Annotated in this window: 28 protein-coding genes; 15 read left to right on the top strand and 13 right to left on the bottom strand. The window is 65.8% G+C overall.

The features are described from left to right. The first annotated feature begins 62 nt into the window (after nt 1–62). Nucleotides 63–539 (top strand): SRPBCC family protein, encoded by a 477-nt coding sequence (locus ACZY0B_RS17065; RefSeq protein WP_463765321.1) that lies wholly within the window; start codon nt 63–65, stop codon nt 537–539. Between the two features lie 68 nt (nt 540–607). Further along, complete coding sequence (locus ACZY0B_RS17060) at nt 608–1,108, top strand: DUF417 family protein (RefSeq protein ID WP_463765320.1); 501 nt, start codon at nt 608–610, stop codon at nt 1,106–1,108. On the opposite strand, the gene ACZY0B_RS17055 is transcribed toward ACZY0B_RS17060, so the two are convergent. Then, nucleotides 1,049–1,657 carry a TetR/AcrR family transcriptional regulator gene (locus ACZY0B_RS17055; protein WP_463765319.1) on the bottom strand — a complete coding sequence of 203 codons (609 nt, stop codon included), beginning with the start codon at nt 1,655–1,657 and terminating at the stop codon, nt 1,049–1,051. The two genes, ACZY0B_RS17060 and ACZY0B_RS17055, sit on opposite strands and share 60 nt — an antisense overlap. Further along, nucleotides 1,654–2,352, bottom strand: a complete 699-nt coding sequence (locus ACZY0B_RS17050) for a trimeric intracellular cation channel family protein (RefSeq protein ID WP_463765318.1) — start codon at nt 2,350–2,352, stop codon at nt 1,654–1,656. Before ACZY0B_RS17050 ends, ACZY0B_RS17055 begins: the two co-directional genes overlap by 4 nt. A gap of 80 nt (nt 2,353–2,432) precedes the next feature. On the opposite strand from ACZY0B_RS17050, the gene ACZY0B_RS17045 reads away from it, so the two are divergent. Genes ACZY0B_RS17045 through ACZY0B_RS17035 form a run of 3 tightly spaced genes read left to right on the top strand, consistent with a single transcriptional unit; the run spans nt 2,433 to nt 6,509 of the window. Continuing rightward, nucleotides 2,433–3,080, top strand: coding sequence for a TetR/AcrR family transcriptional regulator (locus tag ACZY0B_RS17045; RefSeq protein ID WP_463765317.1), 648 nt, complete (start codon nt 2,433–2,435; stop codon nt 3,078–3,080). Nucleotides 3,081–3,132: 52 nt separating this feature from the next. Then, on the top strand, nt 3,133–4,932 hold the full coding sequence (locus tag ACZY0B_RS17040) for a flavin-containing monooxygenase (RefSeq protein ID WP_463765316.1): 1,800 nt from the start codon (nt 3,133–3,135) through the stop codon (nt 4,930–4,932). Next, complete coding sequence (locus ACZY0B_RS17035) at nt 4,929–6,509, top strand: flavin-containing monooxygenase (RefSeq protein WP_463765314.1); 1,581 nt, start codon at nt 4,929–4,931, stop codon at nt 6,507–6,509. Before ACZY0B_RS17040 ends, ACZY0B_RS17035 begins: the two co-directional genes overlap by 4 nt. Before the next feature lie 25 nt (nt 6,510–6,534). Here ACZY0B_RS17035 and ACZY0B_RS17030 read toward each other — a convergent pair whose 3' ends face one another. From ACZY0B_RS17030 to ACZY0B_RS17005, 6 genes are all read right to left on the bottom strand, one after another. After that, nucleotides 6,535–7,935 (bottom strand): DUF2252 domain-containing protein, encoded by a 1,401-nt coding sequence (locus ACZY0B_RS17030; protein WP_463765313.1) that lies wholly within the window; start codon nt 7,933–7,935, stop codon nt 6,535–6,537. 38 nt (nt 7,936–7,973) lie between these two features. Then, nucleotides 7,974–8,810, bottom strand: coding sequence for an SDR family oxidoreductase (locus ACZY0B_RS17025; protein ID WP_463765312.1), 837 nt, complete (start codon nt 8,808–8,810; stop codon nt 7,974–7,976). Nucleotides 8,811–8,851: 41 nt separating this feature from the next. Further along, nucleotides 8,852–10,156 (bottom strand): sodium/calcium exchanger protein, encoded by a 1,305-nt coding sequence (locus tag ACZY0B_RS17020; RefSeq protein WP_463765311.1) that lies wholly within the window; start codon nt 10,154–10,156, stop codon nt 8,852–8,854. Nucleotides 10,157–10,510: 354 nt separating this feature from the next. After that, the gene (locus ACZY0B_RS17015; RefSeq protein ID WP_463765310.1) at nt 10,511–11,329 is read right to left on the bottom strand and encodes an SDR family NAD(P)-dependent oxidoreductase; all 819 of its coding nucleotides are present in this window, start codon (nt 11,327–11,329) and stop codon (nt 10,511–10,513) included. An 18-nt stretch (nt 11,330–11,347) separates the two neighbouring features. Further along, a complete protein-coding gene (locus ACZY0B_RS17010; RefSeq protein ID WP_463765309.1) occupies nt 11,348–11,758 on the bottom strand; it encodes a nuclear transport factor 2 family protein in 411 nt (136 codons plus the stop codon). Further along, a complete protein-coding gene (locus tag ACZY0B_RS17005) occupies nt 11,755–12,798 on the bottom strand; it encodes a zinc-binding dehydrogenase (RefSeq protein WP_463765326.1) in 1,044 nt (347 codons plus the stop codon). Before ACZY0B_RS17005 ends, ACZY0B_RS17010 begins: the two co-directional genes overlap by 4 nt. 130 nt (nt 12,799–12,928) lie before the next feature. Between ACZY0B_RS17005 and ACZY0B_RS17000 the strand changes: the two genes are divergently transcribed. The 3 genes from ACZY0B_RS17000 to ACZY0B_RS16990 all read left to right on the top strand — a co-directional run bounded on the left by ACZY0B_RS17000 (nt 12,929) and on the right by ACZY0B_RS16990 (nt 16,093). Further along, on the top strand, nt 12,929–13,822 hold the full coding sequence (locus tag ACZY0B_RS17000) for an IclR family transcriptional regulator (protein ID WP_463765325.1): 894 nt from the start codon (nt 12,929–12,931) through the stop codon (nt 13,820–13,822). A gap of 51 nt (nt 13,823–13,873) precedes the next feature. After that, nucleotides 13,874–15,262, top strand: coding sequence for an MmgE/PrpD family protein (locus tag ACZY0B_RS16995; RefSeq protein ID WP_463765324.1), 1,389 nt, complete (start codon nt 13,874–13,876; stop codon nt 15,260–15,262). 66 nt (nt 15,263–15,328) lie between these two features. Then, on the top strand, nt 15,329–16,093 hold the full coding sequence (locus tag ACZY0B_RS16990) for a DUF2127 domain-containing protein (protein ID WP_463765308.1): 765 nt from the start codon (nt 15,329–15,331) through the stop codon (nt 16,091–16,093). A gap of 3 nt (nt 16,094–16,096) precedes the next feature. Here the strand turns inward: ACZY0B_RS16990 and ACZY0B_RS16985 are convergent, their stop codons facing one another. Next, nucleotides 16,097–16,702, bottom strand: coding sequence for a PaaI family thioesterase (locus tag ACZY0B_RS16985; RefSeq protein WP_463765307.1), 606 nt, complete (start codon nt 16,700–16,702; stop codon nt 16,097–16,099). Nucleotides 16,703–17,000: 298 nt separating this feature from the next. On the opposite strand from ACZY0B_RS16985, the gene ACZY0B_RS16980 reads away from it, so the two are divergent. Together ACZY0B_RS16980 and ACZY0B_RS16975 are read left to right on the top strand one after the other, a co-directional pair. Next, a complete protein-coding gene (locus tag ACZY0B_RS16980; protein WP_463765306.1) occupies nt 17,001–17,165 on the top strand; it encodes a hypothetical protein in 165 nt (54 codons plus the stop codon). Between the two features lie 74 nt (nt 17,166–17,239). Continuing rightward, on the top strand, nt 17,240–17,605 hold the full coding sequence (locus ACZY0B_RS16975; RefSeq protein WP_463765323.1) for a phosphorylase family protein: 366 nt from the start codon (nt 17,240–17,242) through the stop codon (nt 17,603–17,605). Here the strand turns inward: ACZY0B_RS16975 and ACZY0B_RS16970 are convergent. Then, on the bottom strand, nt 17,598–18,188 hold the full coding sequence (locus ACZY0B_RS16970; RefSeq protein WP_463765305.1) for a CGNR zinc finger domain-containing protein: 591 nt from the start codon (nt 18,186–18,188) through the stop codon (nt 17,598–17,600). The two genes, ACZY0B_RS16975 and ACZY0B_RS16970, sit on opposite strands and share 8 nt — an antisense overlap. Nucleotides 18,189–18,273: 85 nt before the next feature. Between ACZY0B_RS16970 and ACZY0B_RS16965 the strand changes: the two genes are divergently transcribed. The 3 genes from ACZY0B_RS16965 to ACZY0B_RS16955 all read left to right on the top strand — a co-directional run bounded on the left by ACZY0B_RS16965 (nt 18,274) and on the right by ACZY0B_RS16955 (nt 20,323). After that, complete coding sequence (locus tag ACZY0B_RS16965; protein ID WP_463765304.1) at nt 18,274–18,966, top strand: SDR family oxidoreductase; 693 nt, start codon at nt 18,274–18,276, stop codon at nt 18,964–18,966. Nucleotides 18,967–19,040: 74 nt separating this feature from the next. Beyond that, the gene (locus ACZY0B_RS16960) at nt 19,041–19,499 is read left to right on the top strand and encodes an SRPBCC family protein (RefSeq protein WP_463765303.1); all 459 of its coding nucleotides are present in this window, start codon (nt 19,041–19,043) and stop codon (nt 19,497–19,499) included. Between the two features lie 17 nt (nt 19,500–19,516). Further along, the gene (locus ACZY0B_RS16955) at nt 19,517–20,323 is read left to right on the top strand and encodes an SDR family NAD(P)-dependent oxidoreductase (protein WP_463765302.1); all 807 of its coding nucleotides are present in this window, start codon (nt 19,517–19,519) and stop codon (nt 20,321–20,323) included. A 15-nt stretch (nt 20,324–20,338) separates the two neighbouring features. On the opposite strand, the gene ACZY0B_RS16950 is transcribed toward ACZY0B_RS16955, so the two are convergent. From ACZY0B_RS16950 to ACZY0B_RS16940, 3 genes are all read right to left on the bottom strand, one after another. Beyond that, on the bottom strand, nt 20,339–21,076 hold the full coding sequence (locus ACZY0B_RS16950; protein ID WP_463765301.1) for a class I SAM-dependent methyltransferase: 738 nt from the start codon (nt 21,074–21,076) through the stop codon (nt 20,339–20,341). A 125-nt stretch (nt 21,077–21,201) separates the two neighbouring features. Further along, the gene (locus tag ACZY0B_RS16945; RefSeq protein ID WP_463765300.1) at nt 21,202–22,581 is read right to left on the bottom strand and encodes an adenylate/guanylate cyclase domain-containing protein; all 1,380 of its coding nucleotides are present in this window, start codon (nt 22,579–22,581) and stop codon (nt 21,202–21,204) included. A gap of 20 nt (nt 22,582–22,601) precedes the next feature. Continuing rightward, entirely contained in the window at nt 22,602–23,201 is a 600-nt protein-coding gene (locus tag ACZY0B_RS16940; RefSeq protein ID WP_463765299.1) for a TetR/AcrR family transcriptional regulator, read from the bottom strand. A gap of 89 nt (nt 23,202–23,290) precedes the next feature. Between ACZY0B_RS16940 and ACZY0B_RS16935 the strand changes: the two genes are divergently transcribed. Continuing rightward, entirely contained in the window at nt 23,291–24,259 is a 969-nt protein-coding gene (locus ACZY0B_RS16935; RefSeq protein ID WP_463765298.1) for an oxygenase MpaB family protein, read from the top strand. 145 nt (nt 24,260–24,404) lie between these two features. Continuing rightward, complete coding sequence (locus ACZY0B_RS16930) at nt 24,405–25,178, top strand: SDR family oxidoreductase (protein ID WP_463765297.1); 774 nt, start codon at nt 24,405–24,407, stop codon at nt 25,176–25,178. Nucleotides 25,179–25,226: the final 48 nt, after the last annotated feature.

Below are 25,226 nucleotides of genomic sequence, written 5' to 3'. Positions count from 1 at the left end.
AACATTCCGGAGCCGCAGGACTAGGCGGGGCTACGCTGCCGGGTAGGCGGAAGGAGAAGGTCATGACTGTCGTCATTGTCGACGCGGGGCCCCATCAGGTAAGCCGTTCGGTGGACGTGGCCGCGCCGGCCGCGGAGCTCTACGAGCTGGCCGCCGATCCCCAACGTCATGCCGAACTGGACGGATCGGGCACCGTCCAGGGCAACATCAAAGTGCCCGAGGCACTGGTGGTGGGTTCGAAGTTTTCGACGAGCATGAAGATGTTGGGCCTGCCATATCGCATTACCAGCACGGTGACCGAGCTGAAGCCGCACGAATTGATCGAATGGCGTCATCCGCTGGGTCACCGCTGGCGCTGGAAGTTCGAGCCGCTCTCGCCCACGCTGACCAGGGTCACCGAGACATTCGACTACCGCGACGCGGGCGCGCTGAAGAAGAAACTGAAGTACTACGAGCGGATGGGTTTCGCGAAAGCCAATGCGAAGGGCATTGAGTCGACGCTGGCCAGACTCCGCGATCGCTACGCCGCGCGACAGTGAACGCGAACGCGGCCTAGATCGTGGCTCCTTGACGAGGATCAGCCCCGCTCGCCGAAGGACTTCACCTGATGACTGCAAGCCGCACCGCCGCCGGAGAAAGTCAAACCTTGTCGGAATCCCTGATCCGATTGGGCCGCTTGATCAGTCGTTACGGACTGGTCATCGTCTTGGCCTGGATTGGGTTCGGCAAGTACGTGAAGATGGAATCCCGGGTACTGATCGAACATAACCCGCTGATGAGCTGGGTCTACGACGTATTCAGCGTCACCACCGTTGCCCGCGGGCTGGGCACGATGGAAATCGTTGCCGCACTTCTCATTGCGTTGCGCCCGCTATGGCCAGGCGTGTCGGCGATTGGAAGCGCGTTGGCTGTGCTGCTGTTCATGGGGACGCTGAGCTTTTTGTTCACCACTCCCGGCGTGGTCTCGACCCACGCCGCCGGTCTGCCCGTGCTGTCGGCACTACCGGGCCAGTTCCTGCTCAAGGACCTGGTGCTGATCGGGGTGGCATTATGGACGCTTGGTGACGCGCTGCGTGAACAGCGTTCCCCGGACAAGGCTTTTGGCTGAACTCAGCGCGGCGTGGTAGGTCGCCGGCGGCAGGCTGTCCGCCTGCTCCGACAGGCCCCGGGTCAGCGCACAGATCGCTTCCACGCTCGACCGGGTGTCGGCTTCGGCGGACAGCGTCCCGCGTTGCCGGGCATCGTCGACGATCTCGAAGACGACGTCGTGCAACGCCTTGGATCCTGGGGATTTCGCCGTGCTGGCGGCGCGCAGCGCCCGCAAGAAGCCGGTCAGGTACGGATAGTCGCGGACCAGCCGAGTCGATTCGTCGAGCACCGCGTCGACTCGGTCGTTGACGTCGTCGTGCTGTGCCGCTGCCGCGCGCAGCCGCGGTGCGACGATCTCGTCGATCTCCTCGCCGGTCGCGTTGAGCAGCTCTGCCTTGTTCGGAAAGTAGTGGTACAGGCTGCCACTGGTCATGTCGGCGGCTCGAGCGATCTCGCGGATGGTCGCTTGCGAATAGCCGACTTCGGCCACGCAGCGCATCGCGGCGGTGATGATCCTTCGGCGGGTTTCCTCGCTATCCGCTCCCGCCGGGCGGCCCAGCTGAGTCACGGTTCGTCGCGGCGGCGTACCCGCGCGCCGACCCGGATGCGCCACGCCCGCTTGCGCCGCGTCACGTAGTAGTCCGTGGTCAAGCTCTCGCCGAGCCGCCAGCCGCGCCATCTGGCCAGCAGGCACAGACATGAGCCGACGGCAATTCCCGCCAGTTCTCCCTGCAGCGCCAGACCATAACGGGAGAGCAGAACCACGGTACCGCTGGCCGCCACCGCCGGCGTTGCGTAAAGAGTATTGCCTCCGAAGATCGCCGGTGTGCGGTTCACCGCCAGGTCACGCAGCGCTCCGCCGCCGACGGCGCTGATCGTGCCGAGCAAAATCGCTGGGAGCCAAGTCAATCCGGATGCCAATGTTTTCTCCGCGCCGGCCACCGCCCAGGTGCCCAACGCCAGCGCATCGACGACCGGATAGGTCAGGGACCACAGTCGGGCGTGCAGCGGTATCAAGAACGCGACCGCCGCTCCCGCCACAGCAACCACCACGTAGAGCGTGTCCGTCAATGCCACCGGCGGTCCGTGCTGCAGCAGAGTGTCGCGGATCAGGCCGCCGCCGAGTCCCGACAGGATCGCGAGCGCAACGAATCCCACAGGGTCCATGCGGAATTCGCGGGCCACGACGCCACCCAGCACGGCATTGACGAATACGCCGGCCAAGTCGATTGTGCGCGAGAATTCCCCCAACGCGAGGTTCACGGCAGCTCACCTCCGGGATTACCTGGTTGGTCAAATATATTCGACGATGTACTGCGCCCGCGGTCGAAGGGTGGGCAACTATGCGCGCGAGGACACAGCTGGGCCGCCCCGTCGGCGCTAGCGGTGAAGAGACCCGCCGCCGCATCATCGCCGCGACGATGAAATGTGTGGCGGAGGTCGGCTACGCAAAGGCGACGATCCGTGAGATCGCCCGCATGGCCAACATGACCAGCGCCAGCCTGTACAACTACTTTCCGAACAAGTCCGAACTGATCAAGGCGGCCATCGCGGCCAGAACCGACACGGCCATGCCACGGCTGCGACAGGCGGCGCAACGCCCCGGCGACATCGTCGACCGAATTGAAGCGGTGCTCGACGAATCCGGCCAACTGATGCGTGAGTACCCGGACCTGGCCGCCTTCGAGTTTGCGATCCGGGCGGAAACCATTGCGGCCCCGGACCGGCGCAAAGCCCGCGGAAAACCGAGGAATCCCGGGTTCGAGGCCTTCCGCGAAATCATCGAGGGCGTCGTCGAGGACGCCCGCCAGCGTGGCGAGCTGGGCGACCATCTGGATTCGCGGGCCGTCGTCGCGGCGATCTACGCGCTCGTCTACGGCCTGACCGAGGTGGCAGCCACGCTGCCCCCGGCGGACTACCAAGCCGCGCTGAGTTCGGCGAAAGTGCTGGTCAGGGGCGTCATGTTCGACCAGCAGCCGGTATCTCCTTGATACGATCAAGCGATTGATTATAGAGTCGATTCACGAAGAGCGGAGTCGGGACTTGACCGAGACTGTTGGGTGCGCGTTCGATGTCGATGCGCTGCGGCGCAAGTATGCCGAAGAGCGCGCGCGGCGGTTGCGCCCCGACGGGATCGACCAGTACGTGGAAATCGCCGGTGACTTCGCCCGCTTCGCCGAAGATCCCTGGGCCGACCAGGAATTCACCCGCGAGCCGCGCACCGACGAGGTCGACGTGGCGATCGTGGGCGCCGGATTCGGCGGGCTACTGACGGGGGCTCGGCTGCGCGAGCTCGGTGTGAAAAGTGTGCGGTTGATCGACCGGGCCGCCGACGTGGGCGGCACCTGGTACTGGAATCGGTATCCGGGGATCGCCTGCGACGTCGAGTCCTATGTGTACATCCCGCTGCTGGAAGAACTCGGCTACATCCCGGCGGAGAAATACGCCAAGGGCGCGGAGATCTTTGCGCACTGCCGGCGCATCGCGCATCAGTACGACCTGTACCGCGACGCGTGCCTGAGCACCGATGTGCAGGAAATCCGTTGGGAACCGGCGGAATCCCGCTGGGTCATCCGCACCAACCGGGGCGACGAGATGCGGGCCAAGTTCGTCTCGATGGCCAACGGATATCAAGCCAAACCCAAACTGCCGGGGATTCCCGGCCTCGGAGCGTTTCGCGGTCATACCTTCCACACCAGCCGCTGGGATTACGGCTACACCGGCGAGAAGCTGGAGAACCTGTCCGGTCTGCGGGTCGGGGTCATCGGCACCGGCGCGACAGCGGTCCAGTGTGTGCCGCACCTGGGTGCCGCCGCGCAGCAACTCTACGTCTTCCAGCGCACGCCATCTTCGGTCGACGTGCGCGCCAATTCGGCCACGGATCCCCAGTGGGTCAACACATTACAGCCGGGCTGGCAGCGCCAGCGCATCCAGAACTTTCAGATCCTGACCGCCGGCGGGCAGGCGCCCGAGGATCTCGTCGCCGATGCCTGGACGAGCATCACCCGCAAGCTACCGGTCATGCGTCATGACAGCAACGGGTCGGTGGACCCCGAGCAGCGCGGCCGCGAGATCGAGCTCGCGGACTTCGCCAAAATGGCGGAGATCCGCGCCCGCGTAGACGAGATCGTGGCCGACCCCGCCACCGCCGAGGCGCTCAAACCCTGGTACGGCTACTTCTGCAAACGCCCCTGCTTTCACGACGAATATCTGCAAACCTTCAATCGCGACAACGTCACCCTGGTCGACACCCGCGGTCGTGGCGTGGAGCGCATCACCGAGTCCGGCGTCATCGTCGACGGAGTGACCTACGAGCTCGACTGCCTGATCTTCGCAACGGGCTTCGAGGTGGGCACCGACTACAGCCGTCGCACCGGGTTCGAGCTGATCGGACGCGACGGGGTGACCCTGACCGAGCGCTGGAACGGCGGTGTGCGCACCTTCCAGGGCTTGTGCGCCAACGGTTTCCCGAACTGCTTCATCGAAAGCATCTCTCAAGCGGGGTTGACGGTGAACTTCCCGTACCTGCTTGATGTGCAAGCCAGCCACGCTGCCTGGATCATCGCCTGGGCCCTCGAGCACGGCGCCACCGAGGTCGAGGCATCGCCGGCAGCCGAAGCCGGCTGGGTCGACATGGTGGTCACCCGGTCGACCGCGACCGCCGAGCGCGCTAAGACCTGCACTCCCGGTTACTACAACCGCGAGGGCAAGGCGGACGCCAAGACACGACAGGGCAGCTTCTTCTTCGGCACGCCTACCGAATACGCCGACATCTTGGAGGACTGGCGGGCGCAAGGGGATATGGCGGGCCTCGACATTCGCGGCGGCGAGGCCGGGCCGTGAAGTATCTGCTCGGCCGGATCCGGGCGGCCACCCGCGGCCGACGCTCACCCAAGGTAGCGATCATCGGCGCCGGATTCGGCGGGCTGGGCGCGGCGGTCGCGCTGCGCCGGGCCGGCATCGACGACCTGGTGATCCTCGAGGCCGACGACGGCGTCGGCGGAACCTGGCGGCGCAACACCTACCCCGGCGCCGCGTGTGATATCCAAAGTCACCTGTACTCATTCTCGTTCGCGCCCAACAAATCCTGGAGCCGGACCTACGCTCGGCAGCCCGAGATTCTTGCCTACGTGGAGTCGGTGGCCGACGAGTTCGACCTGCGCCGTCACCTGCAACTCGAGACCAGCGTGCGCTCCGTCGAATGGAATGCCGATACCTGGAGCTGGGACTGCACGATCGAGCGCGGCGGTCACACGAGCACACTGACCGTCGACGTGGTGGTGTGCGCGGTCGGCCTGTTCGGGTCGTTGAAGCTTCCCGATATCGCGGGCTTGAGCGATTTCGGTGGCTTCGTCATGCACACCGCACAGTGGGATCACGACATCGCGCTGGCGGGCAAGAAGATTGCGGTGATCGGCACGGGCGCCAGTGGAGTACAGCTTGTTCCCGAACTGGCGAAGGCCGCGGCACAGGTGACGGTTTTTCAGCGCACACCGCCATGGATGGTTCCCAAAGACGATCGCCCCTACAGTGCAACGGATTTGGCGCAATTCCGGCGCAATCCGCTCGCGGTGCTCCGCACCCGCTGGCAGATCTGGAAGTTCCAGCACGACAACACCGCGACCTTCGCCGACGACCCGGTGGTCGCGGCCCGCAGTCAGGTTGCCACGTCGTTTATGGAGCGCACCGTAGCCGACCCGGGGCTTCGCCGAGCCCTGACGCCGGACTATCCGTTCCGTTGTAAGCGGGTGCTGCTCGGCGACGACTACTACCGCGCGTTGCAGCAAGACAACGTCGCGCTCGTCACCGACCCCATCGAGCGGATCACCGAGACATCGGTCGTCACCGCCGCGGGCGATGTCGTCGACGTAGACGCGATCGTGCTGGCCACTGGATTCGAGACGTCGCGTTACCTGTCGGGTATCGATGTGGTCGGGTGCGGCGGGCAGCGCCTGCACGAGCAATGGGGCGACGATCCGAGCGCCTACTTGGGCGTGGCTGTCGGCGGATTCCCGAACTTTTTCATGTTGTACGGCCCCAACACCAACCAAGGCGGCAACTCGATCGTCTACATCCTGGAGGCCGGCGCGCGACTGGTAGCCAGCGCGGCGACCAGGCTGGCGCGTCGAGGCGGCTATCTCGATGTACGTCCCGAGGCCGAAAAGCGGTATAACGACGGGCTTTCCGCGGACTTGGAGCGCACCATCTGGACCCAGTGTGACAGCTATTTTCGTTCGCCGACGGGCCGCATCGTCACCCAATGGCCGTACACCGAGCTGGAATATGCGCGCCGGACCTGGCGGCTGCGACCGCGAGACTGGTTGCACCGCACCGGGGCGCCTCCGGGCGGGGGTGACGGCGAGCCGACTCCGAAATCGATTGCCCCGCGGATTAATTCACCGGAAGTCAGGTCGGCGTAGGCGGCGCGCACAACGCGCCACGCCGTCATCGGGCGGGATCGTCGGCAACCTCGATGCCGCCGGTCTTGGCCGCCGCGCGCAATTGGTGAAAGTCGTCAAGTGACTTGTCGGCGTAGGCATACGACCACTCCGAGACCGCGTCGTGTACGGCGCTGCTGGTGCCGACGTAGCCGCGCAAGATGGACGCATTCGCGCTCTGCGCGTGCGCCCGGGCCAGCAGCACCGCGCACGCCCTGACGTACTCGGCGAACGTGGCAGGCGACATGCCTTCGATATCGATGCTGCCCTTCATGTCGTGGAATTGGCGAACGTAGTAGTCGCGGCCGTCCTTGCGGGTCGTCCCGAGAAACACGTCCGACATTGCCTGCAGGATCAACTGGCCGTCGGTGACGCGCACCCCCTGACCTTTGGCCTCGACTGCGGCGGTCAGCGAGTCGGGCTGGCCCCAACCGCCATATTCTTCGAGTACCGACCGGGTGGCTTCCTTGATCTGCAGGATCAACGGCGCGTCGTTGGGGCCAACCAAGATGACCAAGTAACAGCGGGTGCCCACGCTGCCGACGCCCACCACCCGTAACGCGAGGTCGGTGACTCGGAAGTGCGACAGCAGCAGGGCGATGTCAGCCGGGACCGCGGTCAGATACTCCTGGATCGACTCCATCAACGGGGCTTCGACGTCCTCGTCCACGTGCTGCAGGACGGGGGGTGCTTCCCGCAGGCGTGGCGTCCCGTCGGGCCCAATCTCAGTGATTTGCTTGAATACTCGTGCCGATGTCCGGGTGCGCGCCCGGGATATCGTCTCTTGAATCACTGCCTGCAGGCCCTTGGAGATCTTCCCGGTGTAGTGCTCGGGTTCTACCCGCAGGTAGTAACGGTCCAGGACGTCCATTTCCTCGAGCATTGCCTGCAGGCTGGTTTGATATCCCACGACTGCCTGTTCGACGCATCGGCGGATGGCCTTGGCCGGGTACCCGACATGGCGGCCGCCGATGATCGCGCTGGTGATCAGTCGCTTGACGTCCCACTCGCCGGGTGCGACTGCAGCCTCGTCGAAGTCGTTCAGGTCGAAAACAATCGACCGATGCGGGGCGGCGTACAGGCCGAAATTCGAGACGTGCGCATCACCGCAACACATGATCTCGATCCCGCTCGACGGACTCGCGGCGAGGTCGGCAGCCATGACGGCTGCGGAACCTCGGTAGAAAGAAAACGGGTCGGCAAGCATCCGGGCGAACCGGAGCGGGACGAGTTCGCTTAGGCGCCCGGCGTTTTGGTCGACGAGAATTTCCGTGGCGGATCGCGTCGCGGGAGTCAACTGTGCGAGGGAACGCCGCGGGGCGGTCTTGCGCAGCGCCCGGCCGCGCGCCACGTCCTGGCCCGGAACTTCGAGATCGATCAGGCGATCGCGCAACACCCGCTGCGGCATTTGCTCAGCATAGTTAGCGGAGTCGTGGGCGCGCTGGTCTAGCTGCCGGCGGCCACCCGGGCCCGCTCGGTCATCGAGGCGATGACCCCACCGTCGTTGAGGATGTCGGTGCCGGTGAGGTAGCCCGCCTTGTCGCTGGCGCAGAAGGCGAGCAGCTCGGCCATCTCTTCCGGCTTGCCCCACCGCGGCACCGCGGCGTTGGCCACCATCGCGCCGGCGCCGGCCTGCTCCTCGAGCCGGCCCATCTCGGTGTCGATGGACCCCGGAGACACCGAGACGATGCGCAATCCCCGCGCGTTGAATCGCTCGGCCTGCGACTGGCTGTACCACTTCACGAAGCTCTTGCTCATGGCGTAGGCGATTCCGGATCGCGCATCCTCCGGGGCGATTTCGCAGGCCGTCATCATCGCGTCCATGAATGCGTCGCCATCGGTAAGGGCCAGTGGGAATTGCGCTGTCGGAATCATTTCCGCGGGCAACATGTGGGCGGCCATCGATGCGACGTTGACGATCACCGAGCCCTCGCCTGCCGTCGTGTAGAACACCTCGTCGACGTTGACGGTGCCGATTGCGTTGGTCCGCATTACGTAGTCGGCTGGGCCCATGCTCGGACTCACCCCCGCGGTGTGGATGACCGAGGCGAGCGGCCCGAGGCTGGTTGCGGTATCGAACAGCGCCGTGACCGCGCGGCGGTCGGTGACGTCGGCGTGGACGACCGTGGCGGTGATCCCGAGGTCTTCCAGGGTGGTGGCCGCGGCAGTCAGCGGGTCTTGCCTGACATCGCAGAGGACTACGGTGTGGTCGCGGCCGACGATCTTGGCCGTCGCCAGACCCATGCCACCCGCACCGCCGGTGATTACCGAGACTCGATTCATACCTGGACCGTATACGCAGCCCCGCGAGTAGTTGGCGCGTGCTACGCCGGGAGTGCCGGCTCCTCGGACGGATGGTGAGGATGACCGGCGTGCCGGATGGCTGTCCCGATGAACGGCGCCCGCAGGGTGGCGGCCAGATGACGGCGGTTGATGATCAGCGCGCCGATCGCTATCGCGGCGTAGACGCCGCAGAGGACGAGCCGTGCCGGGGTTGAGGTGAGCGGGAACTGAATGATGAACAATCCCAGCAGCGTCCAGGCGGCAGCTCGGCGGAAGCGCAGCGCCAGGATCACCGCGACACCCATCAGCGTCTGGCAGGCCGTGAGCAAGACTTCCTCGATCTGGCGGGAGTCGAGCACCAGCGAGGAACTGCCACCGCCCAGCAGGTGGGCCAGCGGGAGCGATCCGATCAGCAGTGTCCACTGGTTGACCTTGGACGAGATCAGCGTGGCGATGGCCGCTGTGCCCTTGCCGCGGGAGGCGAAGATGGTCGCGATGATGAACTCGGGCGCCTCAGAGGCCAGCGGGGCGAGCCACTGCACCAGTAGGAACCGGTCGATGCCCAGCTCGGTGCCGGCCGCGACCAGATTGTCGGCGAACGGTTTGGCGCACAACAGGATCACTGCCCCGGACACCGCGAACAGGCCGACGACGACAACGCGGCGGCTCCGGTCCGACAGCTCGCCCAGGGCGGCGGCGGTACCGACCAGATCGGGTTCTTCGACGTCGCCGTGGCTGACCTTGTACAGGTAGAAACCAAACCACGCCAGCAGCGCCAACCCCAGCGCGAGGTGGATCTCGCCGCTGGCAGGTATCACGAATGCGGCCACTCCGGCGATCAGCAGGAACCCGAGTTCGACGCGATTGGCGGGCTCCAGCGCCAAGCCGCTGGGTTTGGCGGTGCCGGCCCTGCGCGCCACCAACATGCTGACCAACACCACGACCGGCCACCCCAGGCCCATCAACAGCCGGTTGGATCCGGTCATGTTGGCCGCCGCGTACTGCGTGTATTCGGGGTTATGGCCCGACACGTACGCGTAGTAGAGGTCGACGGCGTACTCGGGAAGCACCGCGACCAAGGCGAGCACCGCGATCGCCAGGCCGCCGGAGACGTCGATCTGCGCGGCCTCCGCGGCCCACGCCAGCAAGAAGCTGGCCGACACGACGGCAGCACCGAAGATCAATAGGGCTGCGACCGGGTCTGGATGCAGACCCATGACCCGGACCACGACCGCGGGCGCGATGAATATCGCGGTGGTCACCGCCGAGCGGGAGAGAGTTCGCCGCGGCGAGCGGGACGCCGTCGGAATCGAGGCGGCGGGCCTGTCAGTGGCGAGCATCGTCATCCTTCACTGTGGGTGCCGATCATGAATGGCTACTGGGCTCGCGGTCGCGGCTTGACCTGCTCGCCAAAGGTACCCTCTTTACCCCTGTCCAGCAACGTTGTGAGCGCGCCGACCAGCGCCGCTAGCCTCGTTATATTTGCTGGCCAGAGTGGTCAATCTCAAAAGTTAGGCCCAGCTAACTTCAGATTTTGGCAAACCGATCTAGCGGGCTTGCGGGGACTCCGTGGGGTTTGGGATAGGTTCGAGGGAGTGTTCGGTGACACGCCTGTGCAGCAACCGTGGAAGGTCAACATCCACTACGACGCATTGCTGGGGGCTGCGGTTCCCCGACGGCCGGCGCGGCGGGTTAAGCCGTTAGTGGTCCGGCCCCATCGCCGCGGCCGCGGCCTGGGCGAAAAGTTCGACAATCTGCTTGCGGGTCAGTGAAGCCGTCAATTGCAGGGCGGCGCGCATGTCGTCACCGACCATCCACGTCGGCCCTTTGGTCAGGTTCTCGAACGCCTCCGCGATCACGTCGTCAACCTTGGCTGCACCCTCGGGCACCGCGTCGGGCGAACTGATATTGCCGCGGCTGTATTCGAGTTCTCGTAAGGCGGGCGTGTTGGTCTTGCCCAGAATGAGGCCCAGGACGTCGACGCCTTTGTCGTGCAATTCCGCCCAGAGCGCTTCGGCGAAGACCATGTCGAACGCCTTCGTGGCGCCGTAGGCGACCATGTTGGGTCCCCCGGCCAATCCCGCGCCGGATCCGAAAATGACGATGCCGCCGCTGCCGCGCTCGACCATTGCCGGGGCGAAGTGATGGCACAGTTGCATCGGCACCATGCAGTTGCGCTGCACCATCGCCTCGGCGGCCTCGATCGGATTGGCAAGGAAGGGTTCGTAATTCGGATCCGCACCCGCGCAGTACACGAAGAAGCCGATCTCCAGGTCGCCGGTGGCTTCGGCGACTGCGGTGGCCGCGTTCGGCTGGGCGAGATCGATCGCGAGAGTGCGGGTTTGGACAGGCGTTCGAGATTCGATCTGGGCCGCAACGTCGTCGAGCACCGCTTGGCGTCGGGCCAACAGCACGACGTTGACACCGCGGTCGGCCAGGCCCGCCGCGAATGCCGCACCCACGCCGTCGGAGGCGCCCGCCACGAGTGCCCACGGTCCGTATTTGGTTGCGAATGTCACCTGAATACTCCTGCTCCGTTACGGGCCGAACGTCGTGATGCGAACCTGGGTGAACCGGCGTCGCGCAATGCGCCAGCCATCGGCGGTCCGGACGATCTCATCGTCGTAGAAACCCCATGCGTTGACGCCGGATTGGTTGTCGCCGAACATGATTACCGCGTCGATATAAGTGCGGGCCGATGCTTTGTCGCCATCGAGCGTGATGGCCTGGTTGGTCAAGCGGTGCAGGGTCTGCCCCGCCATCGCGTGCGTCGTGTCCATGAACTCGGTGACCGCGTCCACGCCCTGCCAGGTTCCGATCTCGCCGTAGTCGAGTTCGCAGTCGTCGGTGAACACGGTGCGGAACAACGGCCAGTCGCGACGATCGATACCGGTGGCGTAACGCACCAGCAGATCGGAGATGTCCTGACGGTCGTCTCGTTCGGTCATGCGATGTCTCCGTTCGGATGGACCACGATGCGCGGCGGCCCGTCGGACCGACGGGCCTGGTCGAGTGCGTCGGGAACCTCGTCGAGGTTGATGACCTTCCCGACGCTGGGCAGCGGATCCAGCTGCCCCGACGCGATGGCATCGAGCGTTCCGTACCAATCCTGGGGGTGCGGTCCGCCGCCGAATTGGATTGTGACGCCTTGGCGGGTCGCGGTGGTGATGTCCAGGGTGTCCCCGGTGTACCAACCGCCCGCGCAGTAGATACGAGTGGACATCTCGGCGGATTCGACGAGACTCTGGATCAGCCCGGGGGCGCCGACGCACTCGAATACGACTGCCGGGCCGGGCAATCCGCGTTCGGCACGAACCTCTCGGAATGCGTCGAACGGCGATTTCTCAGCGGGATCGACGGCAATGTGTGCGCCGAAGCGATCGTGGGCGAGCGCGCGACGGTCGGCGTGAAAGTCCGCGACGATGACCGGCTCGATGCCGCGAGATGACAAGGCGGCGACGGCCGAGAGGCCGATCGCTCCCGCGCCGATGACGAGGGCAACCTCGCCCACTTGGACATCTGCCGATCTCACGTAGAACTCGCCGACTGCGAAGGCATCGACCAACGCGACGGCGTCGCTGGCGACGTCACCGGGGACGGCTTTGGCTGCCACCTCCGAAATCACCAGCAGCTCACCGAAACTCCCCTGCGCCTCGGGATGCTGGCCGATGATCCGCACGCCGCCGGCGCCGCCGTCGACCAGGCGTATCGGGATCGACGTCACCCGCGTGCCGACGGCAAGCTGATCCGAGCAGCCGGGCCCGTGCGCAATGACCTCTCCGACGAATTCGTGTCCGAGCACGATGTCGCGATCCGCGTCATACAACGAGCGTCCGGTCGGATCGTCGATCGCGAGTTCCGGGTGGTCCATGAAATGCACATCCGAGGCACAGATCGCGGTGCTGAGCGTGCGCAGCAACAACTCACCCGGCCCGGGCTCGGGGTCTGCCGTCTCGCGGACCGCTAGCCGACCGTCTCTCAAAACCACAGCGCGCAAAGCGTCTGCCTCATTTTCTCGAATAATCGAGTTAATCTGTCGAATGTTCGCTATAACTGTAGGAACCCGGTCACAAAGGAGTCAAGCCATTCGCGGATCCACCTCGGCGCCGACCGCGCGGGTGCTCGACGTTGTCGAGCTGCTGGCGCGGTCCGGAAATACGCGGATGCGGTTCTCCGACATCGTGCGTGAGCTCGACCTGACGCAGGGGACGGTGCACGCGATCCTGAAGACACTGTGCGACCGGGGCTGGGCGAGCCGGGACCCCGTCGCGAAGACCTTCTCCCTGGGCCCGGCGCTGGCGGTGGTGGCCGCGCGGATGGACACCGCCCGGCCGCTGGCCCACGCCGCGCGTTCTGCGGCGCTGCGACTTTCACGTGAGGTCGGCTATGCCGGATCGGTCGTCGAGCGGTTCGGTGATTCGTTGGTAGTCACGGCTTTTGAGGGCGATCCCGCCACCCAGCCCGCGGGCATACCGGGTGATCGCATCCCGTACACGCCGCCGTTCGGCGTCGCGTTCGCCGCCTGGGACACCGACGAAGAACAGCGTGCGTGGATTCGTCGCGGTGCCGGCAGCAGCGCCGATCGCACCGAGCGGCTGGAACACGTCTTGGCGCACACTCGCGAGCGTGGGTTCGACGTCGACTGGACAACGCCGGCGCTGGCCCAGGCCGTCCAGGTGGTCGGCACATTGGACAGCAACGAGATGCCGACTCCGGTGCGCCACATTCTGGACCAGCTGCTGGTCGAGTTCACCACCATCGGCTTCCTGTCCGACGACAATCCCGGTCGCCGCAAGCAGCCCGTGGTGACCATCGCCGCACCGGTTTTCGACCATCGCGGCCACGTCGCCCTGATGGTCGCCGTGCATCCGCTGTCTCCGCTCAGCGCCCGGCAGATAAAGGCCATCGGCGACAAGCTCACCGAAGAAACCACGGCAATCAGCGAAGCTCAGCAGCATCCGGCGGTGGTGGACCTCGAGGAGCGCAGTGGCGCGCATCGTCGTCGGGCCTAAGCTCTTCAGGTGCCGGCGGAAGGGCGAGAACTCGTGGGGCAGAACTATGTTGTGGACGATCTTGCCGGCTTCGTCGTCGGTGCGCAGCAGTCCGACCTGAGCGAACGTCCGCGGGCATTGCTCAAACGCAACGTGCTCGACAGCATCGCCTGCGCCGTCGGTTCACTCGACGGCGAGCTCATCGCGACGATCCGGGAACACACCGGCCAGTTCAGCGGCGCCGCCTCGGCGACGCTCGTCGGCGGTGGCCGCTCCTCGGTGGATCAGGCGGCGTTCTTCAATGCCGTGCTGGTGCGCTATCCCGATCTGCTCGACACCTATCTGACCGTGGGGGGCCTATGCCACCCGGCTGACAACTTCGGAGCGGTTCTGGCGGTGGCCGAGCACGTCGACGCCACGGGAGCCGATTTCCTGCTTGCCCTCGCGGTCGCCTACGAGGTCCAATGCCGGTTCAGCGCACAGGTTCCCGTGATGGCGCGCGGCCTCAACCACGCGCTGCAGCTGGCGATGTCCGTCGCCGCGGGATCGGCGAAACTGCTCGGCCTGGACGCCGAACGTACCGCTAACGCCATCGCCGCCGCCGCGGCCGACAATGTATCCCTGGCTGCGGTTCACACCGAGCCGGTTTCAACGTGGAAGGGCATCTCGCCGGCCATCACCGGCATGCGCGCGGTGTACACGACGATCTTGGCCGGCCGTGGGATCACCGGGCCCAAGTCGTTGTTCGAAGGCCCGCACGGACTGGTGCAACTCTTTGATCAGCCAATCGATTTCAACACCGCCGACCGCGGGCTCACGTCGGTCGAACAGACCTATCTCAAGCAGTACTGCGCACTGATCCACGGGCAGGCCATCATCGACGCGCTCCTGGCGATCCGGTCCGACAACCGTCTGCGCGGCGACGACGTCGCACGGGTGAGGATCGAGATCTTTCAGACCGCGTACGACATCGCCGGCGGGGGAGCCTACGGCAACAAAGATCATCCGCAGACCAAGGAACAGGCGGACTACAACCTCAAGTACCTCGGCGCGGTCGCATTGCTCGACGGTGGGGTGGGTCCCGAACAGCTCGAGACCGAGCGTGTTCTGCGCAGCGATGTCCAGGAGCTGCTGGCGCGGGTCGACGTCATCGCGGCAGCCGACCTGACCGCGGACTATCCGCAACGGACCGCGACTCGGGTGCATGTCCTCACCCACGACGGACGGGAATTCACGCGCGAGGAAAGCGATTACGAGGGGTCACCGACCCGGCCGATGTCGTGGGCGCGCGTCGTGGACAAGTTTGGTTGGCTCGCCGAACCCTTCTGCGACGAGGCGCTGCGGGCCGACATCGTCGCTGCCGTCGAACACATCGATGAGCGCCCCATCGCCGAGTTCGCGGCTCTGCTGGGCACGGTGAGCTCGGTACCGCAGCGGCCGCGCAGCCGCCCGCGGTTCTAAAACCACGCCCGATAATGGTGCGCGCGCCCTCTTGCATCGTTTGCTGTCGGCGTTGAATGATCGGCCATGCGTAAAGATCGCGGCATCAACCGCTGGGAGTTGGTCACCTGCGCGCTCGCGGGCCATGTCACCTACGCGCCCGATGAGCAGGCGCTTGCCGACCGGCTCAGCGGCACTACCGGATTGGGCGAAGTGTGGCGGTGTCTGCGCTGCGGGGAATTCACCGTCGGGGTGCCACACGGCCGCGGCCACGCCGAAGATTCTCCGATGGTTATGCGCGGCAAGGCTTTACGGCAGGCCATCATCATTCGTGTGCTCGCGGTCGAACGCCTGTTCCGGGCGGTGGTGATCGCGCTCGCGGCGTACGCGGTGTGGACGTTCCGCGGCGCGCGGGGATCCATTCAAGCCACCCTCGATCGCGACCTGCCGATTTTGCGGGCCGCCGGATTCAAGGTCGACCAGATGACGGTCGTACACGAGCTGGAAAAGGCGCTGGCCGCCAAACCTTCCACGTTGGCCCTGCTGACGCTGATGCTGACCGCCTATGCGCTGATCGAGGTCCTCGAGGCCGTCGGTCTGTGGTTACTCAAGCGCTGGGGCGAATACTTCGCGGTGATCGCCACCACGGTCTTCTTACCGTTGGAGATCCATGACCTGGCCAAGGGCATCACGATGACCCGCGTGGTCACCTTCAGCATCAACATCCTCGCGGTGATCTACCTGCTGCTCTCCAAGCGGCTGTTCGGCCTGCGGGGCGGCCGCAAGGCCTACGACGAGGAACGCCACGGCGAGCAGCTGCTCGACGTGGAGCGGGCCGCCATGACGCCATGACGTTCACTGCTTGGGGCTGATGAATACGCCCTCGGCCTCCACGGTGACAGCGTCCGCGTCGGCGATATGGCCGACGGAGTACGTCTTGACGCCTTCGGTGCGCTCGACGTGCGCTTCCGCCCGTAATGGGCGGCCGAGTGCGGTGCGGCGCCGGTAGCGCAACGTGAGGGTGCCGGTGTAGGCAGGTTGGCCCGGCTGGTGGGCGGTCGCGCCCAGCACGTGGTCGAGGATCAGGGCAGACACCCCGCCGTGCACGTGCTCCGGCGGGCCCTCGTATGCCGCGCCGAGAGTGAACTCCGACCACACCAGTCCGTCCGCGTCGTGGTGGAGCACCAGCGGTGGGGCGAGCGGGTTACGCAGACCGACCACCGCATTGCCCCACGCGATCGTCTGGCCGTCCGGCGTGAGCTGCACGCCGAAGGTTCCCGGCCGCGCCGAGGCGCCCAATTCATCTGCGGCACTATCGATTTTGGCCTTTGCCGCAGCCACCGTCGCGGGGTCGGCTTCGGTCCGGATGCTGAGGTCGACGAGCCGACGGATTGATTGGGCCAGCGGCCCGTAGACCGATTCGAGGCGTCGGTAATCAGTACAGAGCATCTCGTCAGACATATAGGCAACCTAACAGTCCGTCGGCAGGGAATCGGATGCGCACGGCGACGGGGACCGCGCACATGTGGCAGACTGGTAAGCGATTGCCGCCAATGTTGGCGGACTTCCATTGTGACAGCGCCATTTTCGACGGTTCCGGCGCCGCGTAGGTGTGACGAGCCCGCCGCGACGACCGCGAGTGTGTGCTAAGCCACAAACCGCATTATCGCGGCGTTTACCCGCTTGCTGCACACTTGTAAAACAGCTGCGGTCCAATTGACAAGTCGGCTGACTAGGCCGACGGAGGAGGGGTCCGACTGTGGCAACACTGCAGACCTTGATCAACCAGGGCTCTACCAACCTCGACGTAGTGGGCCCGATCAAAGCCCGCGCCTGCGACGCGCTGCACGCTGTGCTCAGGAGCAGGTCACGCGAGCAGGGAGCTGACTCGCGCGTCATGCGCCCGGGCGCGGAGCGCTGCTGAATCCCTGACCGGGTCGATACAATCGCCGGCGGTGTCAGTGACCGGCGACGGGAGTTCCAGTTGCGCCCGAGCGGATCGCGGTGACGATCGGCGCCATTTGTGCAATCCCGCAAGAGTGGGCTTACTTGCGCAGCGTCCTGTCGGGCGATGACCGCGAACAGATCGGACACACCACCTTCGACACCGGCGAACTCGACGGACATCGGGTGGTGCTGGCGGCAGCCGGTATGGGCAAGGTCAACACCGGGCTGGTGGCCACGCTGCTGGCTGACCGATTTCGTTGCCACACGATTGTTTTCACCGGAGTCCCTTGGCTGGTGATCCGCGCGGTCTCCGACCTGGCAGGCGTCGACTCCGGCGTCGGCTTCAATCTCTTCGTCGAAGAGGTTGGGATCAGCTCGGCGAACGTCCTGTTGCACCTACTCCCGGTGTTCAGCTGAGCCCGTTGTTTTCGCCGGCGCGCTCACGCTCGCGCCGGCGCGCCCGCGAGGCCCGCAGATTGGCGACGTTGCCGCACGTCTTCACGTTGCACCACACGCCGCTGTTGTTCTTCGAGCGGTCGTAAAAAGTCGATTCGCACGGATCGTTGTGGCATTGCTTCAGCCGTCGCCAGGTGCCGGCCTGCTGGCTCAGCAAGATCTCACCCCACAGCGCCGAGGCCAGCCAGCGCCAGCCGCTGCCGGCGGGTTCCAGCCGAACCTCACCGGTGTCGGACACCGCGATCGCCGCCGAAATCGCGGCCGTCCCGGGCCCGGTGGCCGCTTCCCCGCGTACCAGCTGCGTGATGGTGCCGCGCAGGGCGCGAAGCTTCGGCAGGTCCGCCTCGGTCAGTGCCGGCGGGTCGGCGGGGACGCCGCGCAGCGCGGACCACGTCTGCACCGCACCGGTCAACCACTCCCGCGCGAGCGCGGCATCGGTCAGGAGATCGGGCCCGTGGACCGTGTTCAGGAAATCGTGGACCAGCCCGAGACCGCCGGGCGCCGTCGCGAGTTCGAAGCGCTGTGACGCAGACCATTCAGACATACCCAAATATTACTTGACTATGTCGCAGCCGGCAACTAACTTGACAGAGACAAAGTTATTTCACCTAAGTCCAGGAGTTTGGATCATGGTCAACATCAAAGGCTCGACGGTCGTGGTCACCGGCGGACAGCGCGGGCTCGGCAAGGCCATCGTGGACGAGTTTCTGCGCAGGGGCGCGGCCAAGGTCTACGCCACGGCGCGCACGCCCAAGCCCAGCGCGGACCCTCGTGTCGTGAGCGTCGCGCTCGACGTCACCGAGGCGGATTCGGTTGCTGCGCTGGCTGTTACGGCATCGGACGCCGACATCGTGGTCAACAACGCCGGCGTCCTCGGTGCGGCCAAGCTGCTCACGAGTGACATCGACGAGGTCCGCGAGGTGTTCGAGACCAACTACTTCGGTGCGCTTCGGGTGGCCCAGGCGTTCGCCCCGATCCTCGCCGAAAACGGCGGTGGAGCGCTGGTGGACATCAGCTCCGTCTTGTCGTGGGTGGGCGGCTTCGGTGGCTACGGCGACTCCAAGGCCGCCCTCTGGTCGCTGACCAACTCGCTGCGCATCGAGCTCGAGAAGCAGGGCACGCTGGTCACCTCGGTCCATCTGAGCTACACCGACACGGACATGACTTCCGAGTTCTCTGTACCGAAGAACGACCCGCGAGACGTCGCGCGCCAAATCGTCGACGGCATCCGGGACGGAGAAGTCGAGGTGCTCGCCGACGAGTCCACCCGTCAGGCCAAGGCGGCGCTGTCGGGCCGGACCGAATTGGTCGGCGTGCACTGAGCTTCCGCACGCCGCTTTGGGGGTCGGCACCAGGCCGGCCCCCATTGGCGTGTTCGACGTGTTTGGATTGGCGGATGGCTGATACGGATCCCGAAGGCATTGTCAGTGCTACCCGCGCAGTCTCGGCCAGTGCCGGGCGAATCTTCGGACTGATCGCCGAGCCGTCCAGCCAGCCCAGCTGGGACGGCAACAACAACCTCGCGTCGTCTGCTCCCGGGCAGCGCGTCCGCGGCGTCGGCGACGTGTTCAAGACGACGTTGACCAACGGTGCCGTGCGGGAGAACCACGTCGTGGAATTCATCGAGGGCACCAAGATCGCTTGGCGTCCAGCCGAACCCGGAAAGCAGCCGCCCGGTCACCTGTGGCGCTGGGAGCTCAGCGAGATCAACGCCACCCTGACGACCGTCACGCACACCTACGACTTCACCGCGCTGACCGACCCGAAGCGGCTGGAGAAGGCACGTTCGACGACGCCCGAGATGCTGCGCGAGTCGATGGACAAGCTCGCCATGCTGGCACAACGCTCCGAGTAGAGCGCTACGGTCACTGCATGGCTCTCCCACCAGCAGGAAACGACCGCGCCGCCATCGTCACCGGCGCATCATCGGGCATCGGCGAACAGTTCGCCGGGATACTGTCGCGGCGCGGCTATCGGGTTGTGTTGGTAGCCCGCAGCGCCGACCGCCTCGACGAGCTCGCTCACCGCCTGGGGCCCAGCGCGCACCCGCTGCCCGCCGACCTGTCCGATCGATCCGCGCGGGCAGCGCTGCCGGACAGGGTCGCCGCACTCGGCCTGACTCCGGACATCCTGATCAACAACGCCGGGTTCTCTACACTCGGGCTCGTCGCGAAATCGGTTCCCGAGCAGGAGGTTAACCTCGTCGAGGTCGATGTGGCCGCCGTGGTCGATCTCTGCAGCAGGTTTCTGCCCGGAATGGTCGACCGCCGCCGCGGCGCCCTGCTGAACGTCTCGTCGGTGGCCGGCTTCGGTCCGCTGCCGGGCCAAGCCGCCTACGGCGCGGCCAAGGCGTTCGTGTTGTCTTACACCCACAGCCTGCGTGGTGAACTGCGCGGCACCGGGGTTACCGCGACGGCACTGTGCCCGGGGCCGGTGGACACCGGATTCGGCGAAGCAGCCGGCTTCGACAAAGAGGAGGCCGAAGCCGCCCTGCCGCGGATCATGTGGATTCCCGTCGACAAGGTCGCACAGGCCGGGATCGACGGGCTGGCCGCCGGCAAGGCCGTCGTCGTCCCTGGTCGGGTCAACCGGATCGCGTCGGCCTTTTTCCGGATCGCGCCACCCGAATCGCTGTTGCCGCTGCTGGCGCGCGGTCACCCGGCTTTCAAACACGATTAGTTACGGAACTGAGCCTCAGCCCTTTTTGGCGCGCACCCACTGGAACGTGCCGAGGTTTTTCACCCGCACGCTGACCAAACCGTTGTCTTCCAGGATGTCGCCGATTTCGTCTTCGCCGAACACATGCGCCCCGATGTTCGGCAGTAGCTGCCAAAGCCGCGCGGCACGCCCCGCGGTCGGGACCATGATGGCCAGGCGCCCGCCGGGGCGCAGCACCCGCGCCATCTCGGCCAGGGCGGCCGACGGATCCGGAACCAACTGCAGGACGGCCATCGAGACCACCGCGTCGATTGTGTCGTCGCGCAGCGGAAGCCGTTGTGCGTCAGCCCGAATGAAGCCGACGTGCGGGCTGGCCTCGTTGCGGACGGCGCGGGCCAGCATCGCCTCGGAAATGTCCACGCCCAAGGCCAGTCCGTCCTTGCCCGCCGCGTGCGCGAGCGACGCGGTGACGGTGCCAGGACCGGAGCCGACATCGAGCACGGTCCCGCCCGGCGGAATGTCCAGCCACTCGGCGGGGTGTTGCAACGCGGCGATCAGCCGACGCGAGAAGGCCTGGGCGTTGTCGTAGAGCATCGACCCGATGGGTGAAGCCCACGCCGCCTGGATCGGGCCGGTGTTCTTCGGGACGTCCTGCGACTCGGTGCCGAGAAGATCGAGGTAGCCCTTGCTAGCGTCGGGATCCGCCGGCGGATCGGCAAGCAGATCCAGCGCTCGGCGCAATGCGGGCGGAAGCGAGACGTGCACGTCGGTCATGCGTACTCCTTCGATCAAATATCAAGCTGTACGCCGAAATCCGGGACCCGCGACGCTGACAGTCCCCCAACGGCAGCCTACGCGCGGCCGCCGGGTGCCTCGACCCGCCGAAAATGTGGCCTTCGTTAACGCTTGACGACGGCGTGCTCGCTCACCAGGGCGTACAGCCGCCACTGGCCCGGCACGCCTTTGAGTGCGCTCTCGCCGCGGTCGGTGAACCGATGCCGTGACCCGGTGACGATGTCGCGCAGCGTCGAGGAGACCAGTACTTCGCTGGGGCCGGCAAGGGCGGCGACGCGTGCGCCGATGTGCACAGCCATGCCGGCGATATCGTCTTTGAAGGCGCCGGGGCGCACCTCCACTTCACCCGCGTGGATTCCGACCCGCACCTCAATCCCCAGCACCCGCACCGCGTCGACGATGGCGTCCGCGCATGTGATCGCCGCGCTGGGGCTGCTGAATGTGGCGACGAATCCGTCTCCGGCCGTGTTGACTTCGCGGCCGGAGAATCGCTGCAGTTCGTGGCGCACGATGGTGTCGTGGTTGTCGAGCAGATCGCGCCACCGATCGTCGCCGAGCAGGGCGGCGCGCTCGGTCGAGCTGACGATGTCGGTAAACACGATCGTGGTAAGCAGGCGTTCGGCATCCGAGCCGCCGCGCACGCCGGTGATGAACTCCTCGATCTCGTCGAGCATCGGCGCGGTGTCGCCGACCCAGTACAGGGCGTCTTCGCCGGGTAGCTCGACGAGGCGCGATCCGGCGATGTGCTCAGCGAGGTACCGACCATGCTCGACGGGGCTGAACTCGGCATTGTCGCGATGCAGGATCAGCGTCGGAGCGGCGACGCGGGGCAGGGTGTCACGGACGTCGGACTGCCTGAGCTTCGTAATGAAGACGCGGGCCATGCTGGGTGAGGCGGCCCGGTTGCCTGCGTGGTCCCACCACGCGCGGAACGCGTCGTCGCTGGCGACGGAGGGAGCGATGATGCCGAGCATGTCGAAGCCCTGCTCAACGGCATCCGGTTCGACTCCGACCGTCGTATAGGCCTCGGCGGCACTCTCGTCGCTGCCGATCGGGTAGTCGGGCCCGCGAAGCGTCCGTGCCGCACCGTTGAAGATCACCAGGTCGTTCACCCGCTCGGGAAATTCCGCGGCCAGCACGAGCCCGGCCAACGACGTGAAACCGGGGGCGAAGATCGTCGCCCGCTCGCATCCGACCGCGTCCATCACGGCAATCGCGTCCTGCGCCCAGAATTCCGGCCCGATCATGTCCAGCGAGGGAACCCGCGACGACAAGCCGATTCCACGCTGGTCGAACCGGATCACTCGGCTGAAAGACGCAAGCCGACGGTGGAAGCGGTACATCGACGGCTCGCTGTCGACGCAGTCGATCGGAATTAGGGGGCCCGGCAGCACCAGCAGGTCGATTGGACCATCGCCGAAGACCTGATAGGCGATGTCGATCTCGCCGCAACTGGCGTACCGGAGCCGTGGAACCGGCGCCACGGTTACAGGCTAGTGCAGGGCTATGACAAGTCCCCGATGATCGGGACCAGATAGCGGGCGGCGTACCCGCGGACCGCGGCGTGATCGGTGATGTCGAGCCGGTCGGTGGGGAAGACGATGATGCCGAGCGCGACGCGCAGCAGAATGTCGGCGATGTTGGCCAGGTCGGCGTCGGGAATGTCGGCCCCGCATCGGCGCAGGGTGTGGGCGATCCCGCCGGCGAATTGGCCGATCGGGAAGACGTGCGATCGGGAGAACAGACCGAACAGCTCCGGTTCGCTTTCCACGATCCGGGAATACAGCGGCGAATCCTGGACCAGGCGCACACCCAGCGTGAACGCCTCGATCACCGCTTCGGCCGGAGTGCACCCGGTGGTTGCCCGGTCCAGGGTGGAGAAGAAGAGCTCACCCTCCCGCCGCACCACCTGTTCGACCAGGTCATCCTTGGTGGGAAAGCGCCGGTAGATGGTGCTGCGGCTGACCCCGGCGCGGGCCGCGACGTCCTCGATGTTTGCCCGGCGCACGCCGTAGGTCTCGAAGACCGCCCGCGCGGTGTCCAAGATGGTGCGGTCGATATCGCTGATCTCGGCGAGATTGCCGTCAAGGCTGTGGTTCTGCATGGATCACGACCCCCACGGCGATCTCGACGCGCAAATGCTAGCTTTGGAACAAAGATACACTTTTGTGTCAACGCTTCAGGGAGGTGGGCATGACCGCCCGGAATGACCAGTTGGCCGGCCGGACGGCCGGGGCTCGTTTCGACACCGGCGTTCGGGAAGCGGTGCCTGTCTTGGTTGAGGGGCCGATCGACGACGAGGTCGCCGACGCCACGCCGCGGCTGGGGCCCGATTCCCTGATCTGGAAGTTCTACGGTGATCACCGCACGCAATTCTTCGGGTTCCAGCGCGTCGCCGGTGTCGAGAACTGCATCGAGCAGCTCGCCCAGGGGGTGCTGGATCACTCGGTGATCTTCAGCGACACGCTGGGCCGGGCCAAGCGAACCGCACCGCCGTTGATGAACACCGTCTACTCCGACGACCCGCACGAGTGGGGCCGCAAGGTGCGCGACTTCCACAAGCCGATCAAGGGCACCATCAGTGACGGCTCGAGGTATCACGCCCTGAATCCCGAGTTGTTCTATTGGGCGCACGCCACTTTCGTCGACCAGGTCATCTACAACACCAACATGTTCATCCGGCGGCTGTCGGACGCGGAGAAGGAACAGATCTACAACGAAGGCAAGCTCTGGTACAGCCTCTATGGAGTCAGTGGCCGCGGCCAGCCGGAGACCTACGCCGACTTCGTCGCCTATTGGGACGACATGCTCGAGCGGTTCGTGCCGCATAAGACCGTCCTGTACGGCACCGGCTACATCCGCAAAGGGATTCCGGGGCCGCGCTGGATACCCAACGGAATCTGGAAGATCTTGTCCGCGCCGCTGAACGCCTACACACGTCTCGTCTTGGTCGGAACGATGCCGCCCCAGATGCGCGACGTGTGCCAGATGGAGTGGGATGCCAAGAAGGAAAAGCGATTTCAGCGGTTCGCTGCGGTCGTGCGCGCGTTGAATCCGGTGCTCAACCGGCTGCCGCTCTCGTTCCTCTACACGCCGTGGGCGGCGACGGCATGGCGCCGGGCGGGCGTCGACCCGCGCCGGCTGCACAACCGCGCCGCCTAGCCGGTCCGCCCTCGCGCCGGGGGCACGCCGCGAAGTCCAACGCCGATTCCTGAGGGCCTGGCCGCGGCTCGGGCGGAAACGGGTGGTTACCCCGCGGTAGATCGGGGCATTACGCTACGTCAGTCCAAGCGTGAGGAGCTTATCGATGCAAATGACGGGCAATACCGTGCTGGTCACTGGCGGCGGCAGCGGCATCGGCCGCGGTTTGGCGGAGTCGTTGCACCGACTCGGCAACCAGGTAGTGATCGCGGGCCGTCGTCGTGAGCTGCTGCAGGCCGTCGTAGCGGAAAACCCCGGCATCGACTTCATGCCACTGGACCAATCCGACGCGGCCGACGTCCGACGGTTCGCCGTCGAGCTGACAGACCGTTTTCCGGAATTCAACGTCCTGGTCAACAACGCCGGGATTCAGCGCGTCGAGGACCTCACCGCCAGCAACGTCGGCCTGTCGGAGCAGAGCATCGCGATCAACTTGCTCGGCCCGATCCGGCTCATGTCGGCACTGCTCCCGGCGCTGTTGCGGAAGCCGCGTGCGGCGATCGTCAACGTGACGTCGGGCCTGGGATTCATGCCCAGTGCCCTCACACCGACCTATTGCGCCACCAAAGCGGCGCTGCACTCCTACACCGAGTCGCTGCGCTTCCAGCTTCGTGACACCGCGGTCCAGGTGATCGAGGTTATTCCGCCGCATGTGCAGACCGGGTTGCAGGGCGAGCGCGGATTCGACCCGAGGGCGATGCCGTTGGATGACTACATCGCCGAGACGATGGCCTTGTTGCAGTCCCAGCCGGAGGCAGATGAGATTGTGGTGGAGCGCGTCAAGGCTTTCCGGTTCGCCGAACGCGACGGCACCTATCATGACATCTATCCCGCCTTCAACGAGGCGATCACGGCCTGGCTGGGTAGCCGGGGTGACTGAAAACCCTGCTGTCACATAGAATTTGCCGCGGCATGGGCCAACGTTCAG

Source organism: Mycobacterium sp. IDUB_19, assembly GCF_055419445.1.
This window is presented reverse-complemented; position numbering and strand designations above follow the sequence as displayed.

Bases quoted from the DNA above. Each gene is read 5' to 3' on its own strand.
- ACZY0B_RS17065 (WP_463765321.1), top strand. From the start codon at position 63: ATGACTGTCGTCATTGTCGACGCGGGGCCCCATCAGGTAAGCCGTTCG.
- ACZY0B_RS17060 (WP_463765320.1), top strand. From the start codon at position 608: ATGACTGCAAGCCGCACCGCCGCCGGAGAAAGTCAAACCTTGTCGGAA.
- ACZY0B_RS17045 (WP_463765317.1), top strand. From the start codon at position 2,433: ATGCGCGCGAGGACACAGCTGGGCCGCCCCGTCGGCGCTAGCGGTGAA.
- ACZY0B_RS17030 (WP_463765313.1), bottom strand. From the start codon at position 7,935: ATGCCGCAGCGGGTGTTGCGCGATCGCCTGATCGATCTCGAAGTTCCG.
- ACZY0B_RS17025 (WP_463765312.1), bottom strand. From the start codon at position 8,810: ATGAATCGAGTCTCGGTAATCACCGGCGGTGCGGGTGGCATGGGTCTG.
- ACZY0B_RS17020 (WP_463765311.1), bottom strand. From the start codon at position 10,156: ATGACGATGCTCGCCACTGACAGGCCCGCCGCCTCGATTCCGACGGCG.
- ACZY0B_RS17010 (WP_463765309.1), bottom strand. From the start codon at position 11,758: ATGACCGAACGAGACGACCGTCAGGACATCTCCGATCTGCTGGTGCGT.
- ACZY0B_RS16990 (WP_463765308.1), top strand. From the start codon at position 15,329: ATGCGTAAAGATCGCGGCATCAACCGCTGGGAGTTGGTCACCTGCGCG.
- ACZY0B_RS16985 (WP_463765307.1), bottom strand. From the start codon at position 16,702: ATGTCTGACGAGATGCTCTGTACTGATTACCGACGCCTCGAATCGGTC.
- ACZY0B_RS16970 (WP_463765305.1), bottom strand. From the start codon at position 18,188: ATGTCTGAATGGTCTGCGTCACAGCGCTTCGAACTCGCGACGGCGCCC.
- ACZY0B_RS16965 (WP_463765304.1), top strand. From the start codon at position 18,274: ATGGTCAACATCAAAGGCTCGACGGTCGTGGTCACCGGCGGACAGCGC.
- ACZY0B_RS16960 (WP_463765303.1), top strand. From the start codon at position 19,041: ATGGCTGATACGGATCCCGAAGGCATTGTCAGTGCTACCCGCGCAGTC.
- ACZY0B_RS16955 (WP_463765302.1), top strand. From the start codon at position 19,517: ATGGCTCTCCCACCAGCAGGAAACGACCGCGCCGCCATCGTCACCGGC.
- ACZY0B_RS16950 (WP_463765301.1), bottom strand. From the start codon at position 21,076: ATGACCGACGTGCACGTCTCGCTTCCGCCCGCATTGCGCCGAGCGCTG.
- ACZY0B_RS16940 (WP_463765299.1), bottom strand. From the start codon at position 23,201: ATGCAGAACCACAGCCTTGACGGCAATCTCGCCGAGATCAGCGATATC.
- ACZY0B_RS16935 (WP_463765298.1), top strand. From the start codon at position 23,291: ATGACCGCCCGGAATGACCAGTTGGCCGGCCGGACGGCCGGGGCTCGT.
- ACZY0B_RS16930 (WP_463765297.1), top strand. From the start codon at position 24,405: ATGCAAATGACGGGCAATACCGTGCTGGTCACTGGCGGCGGCAGCGGC.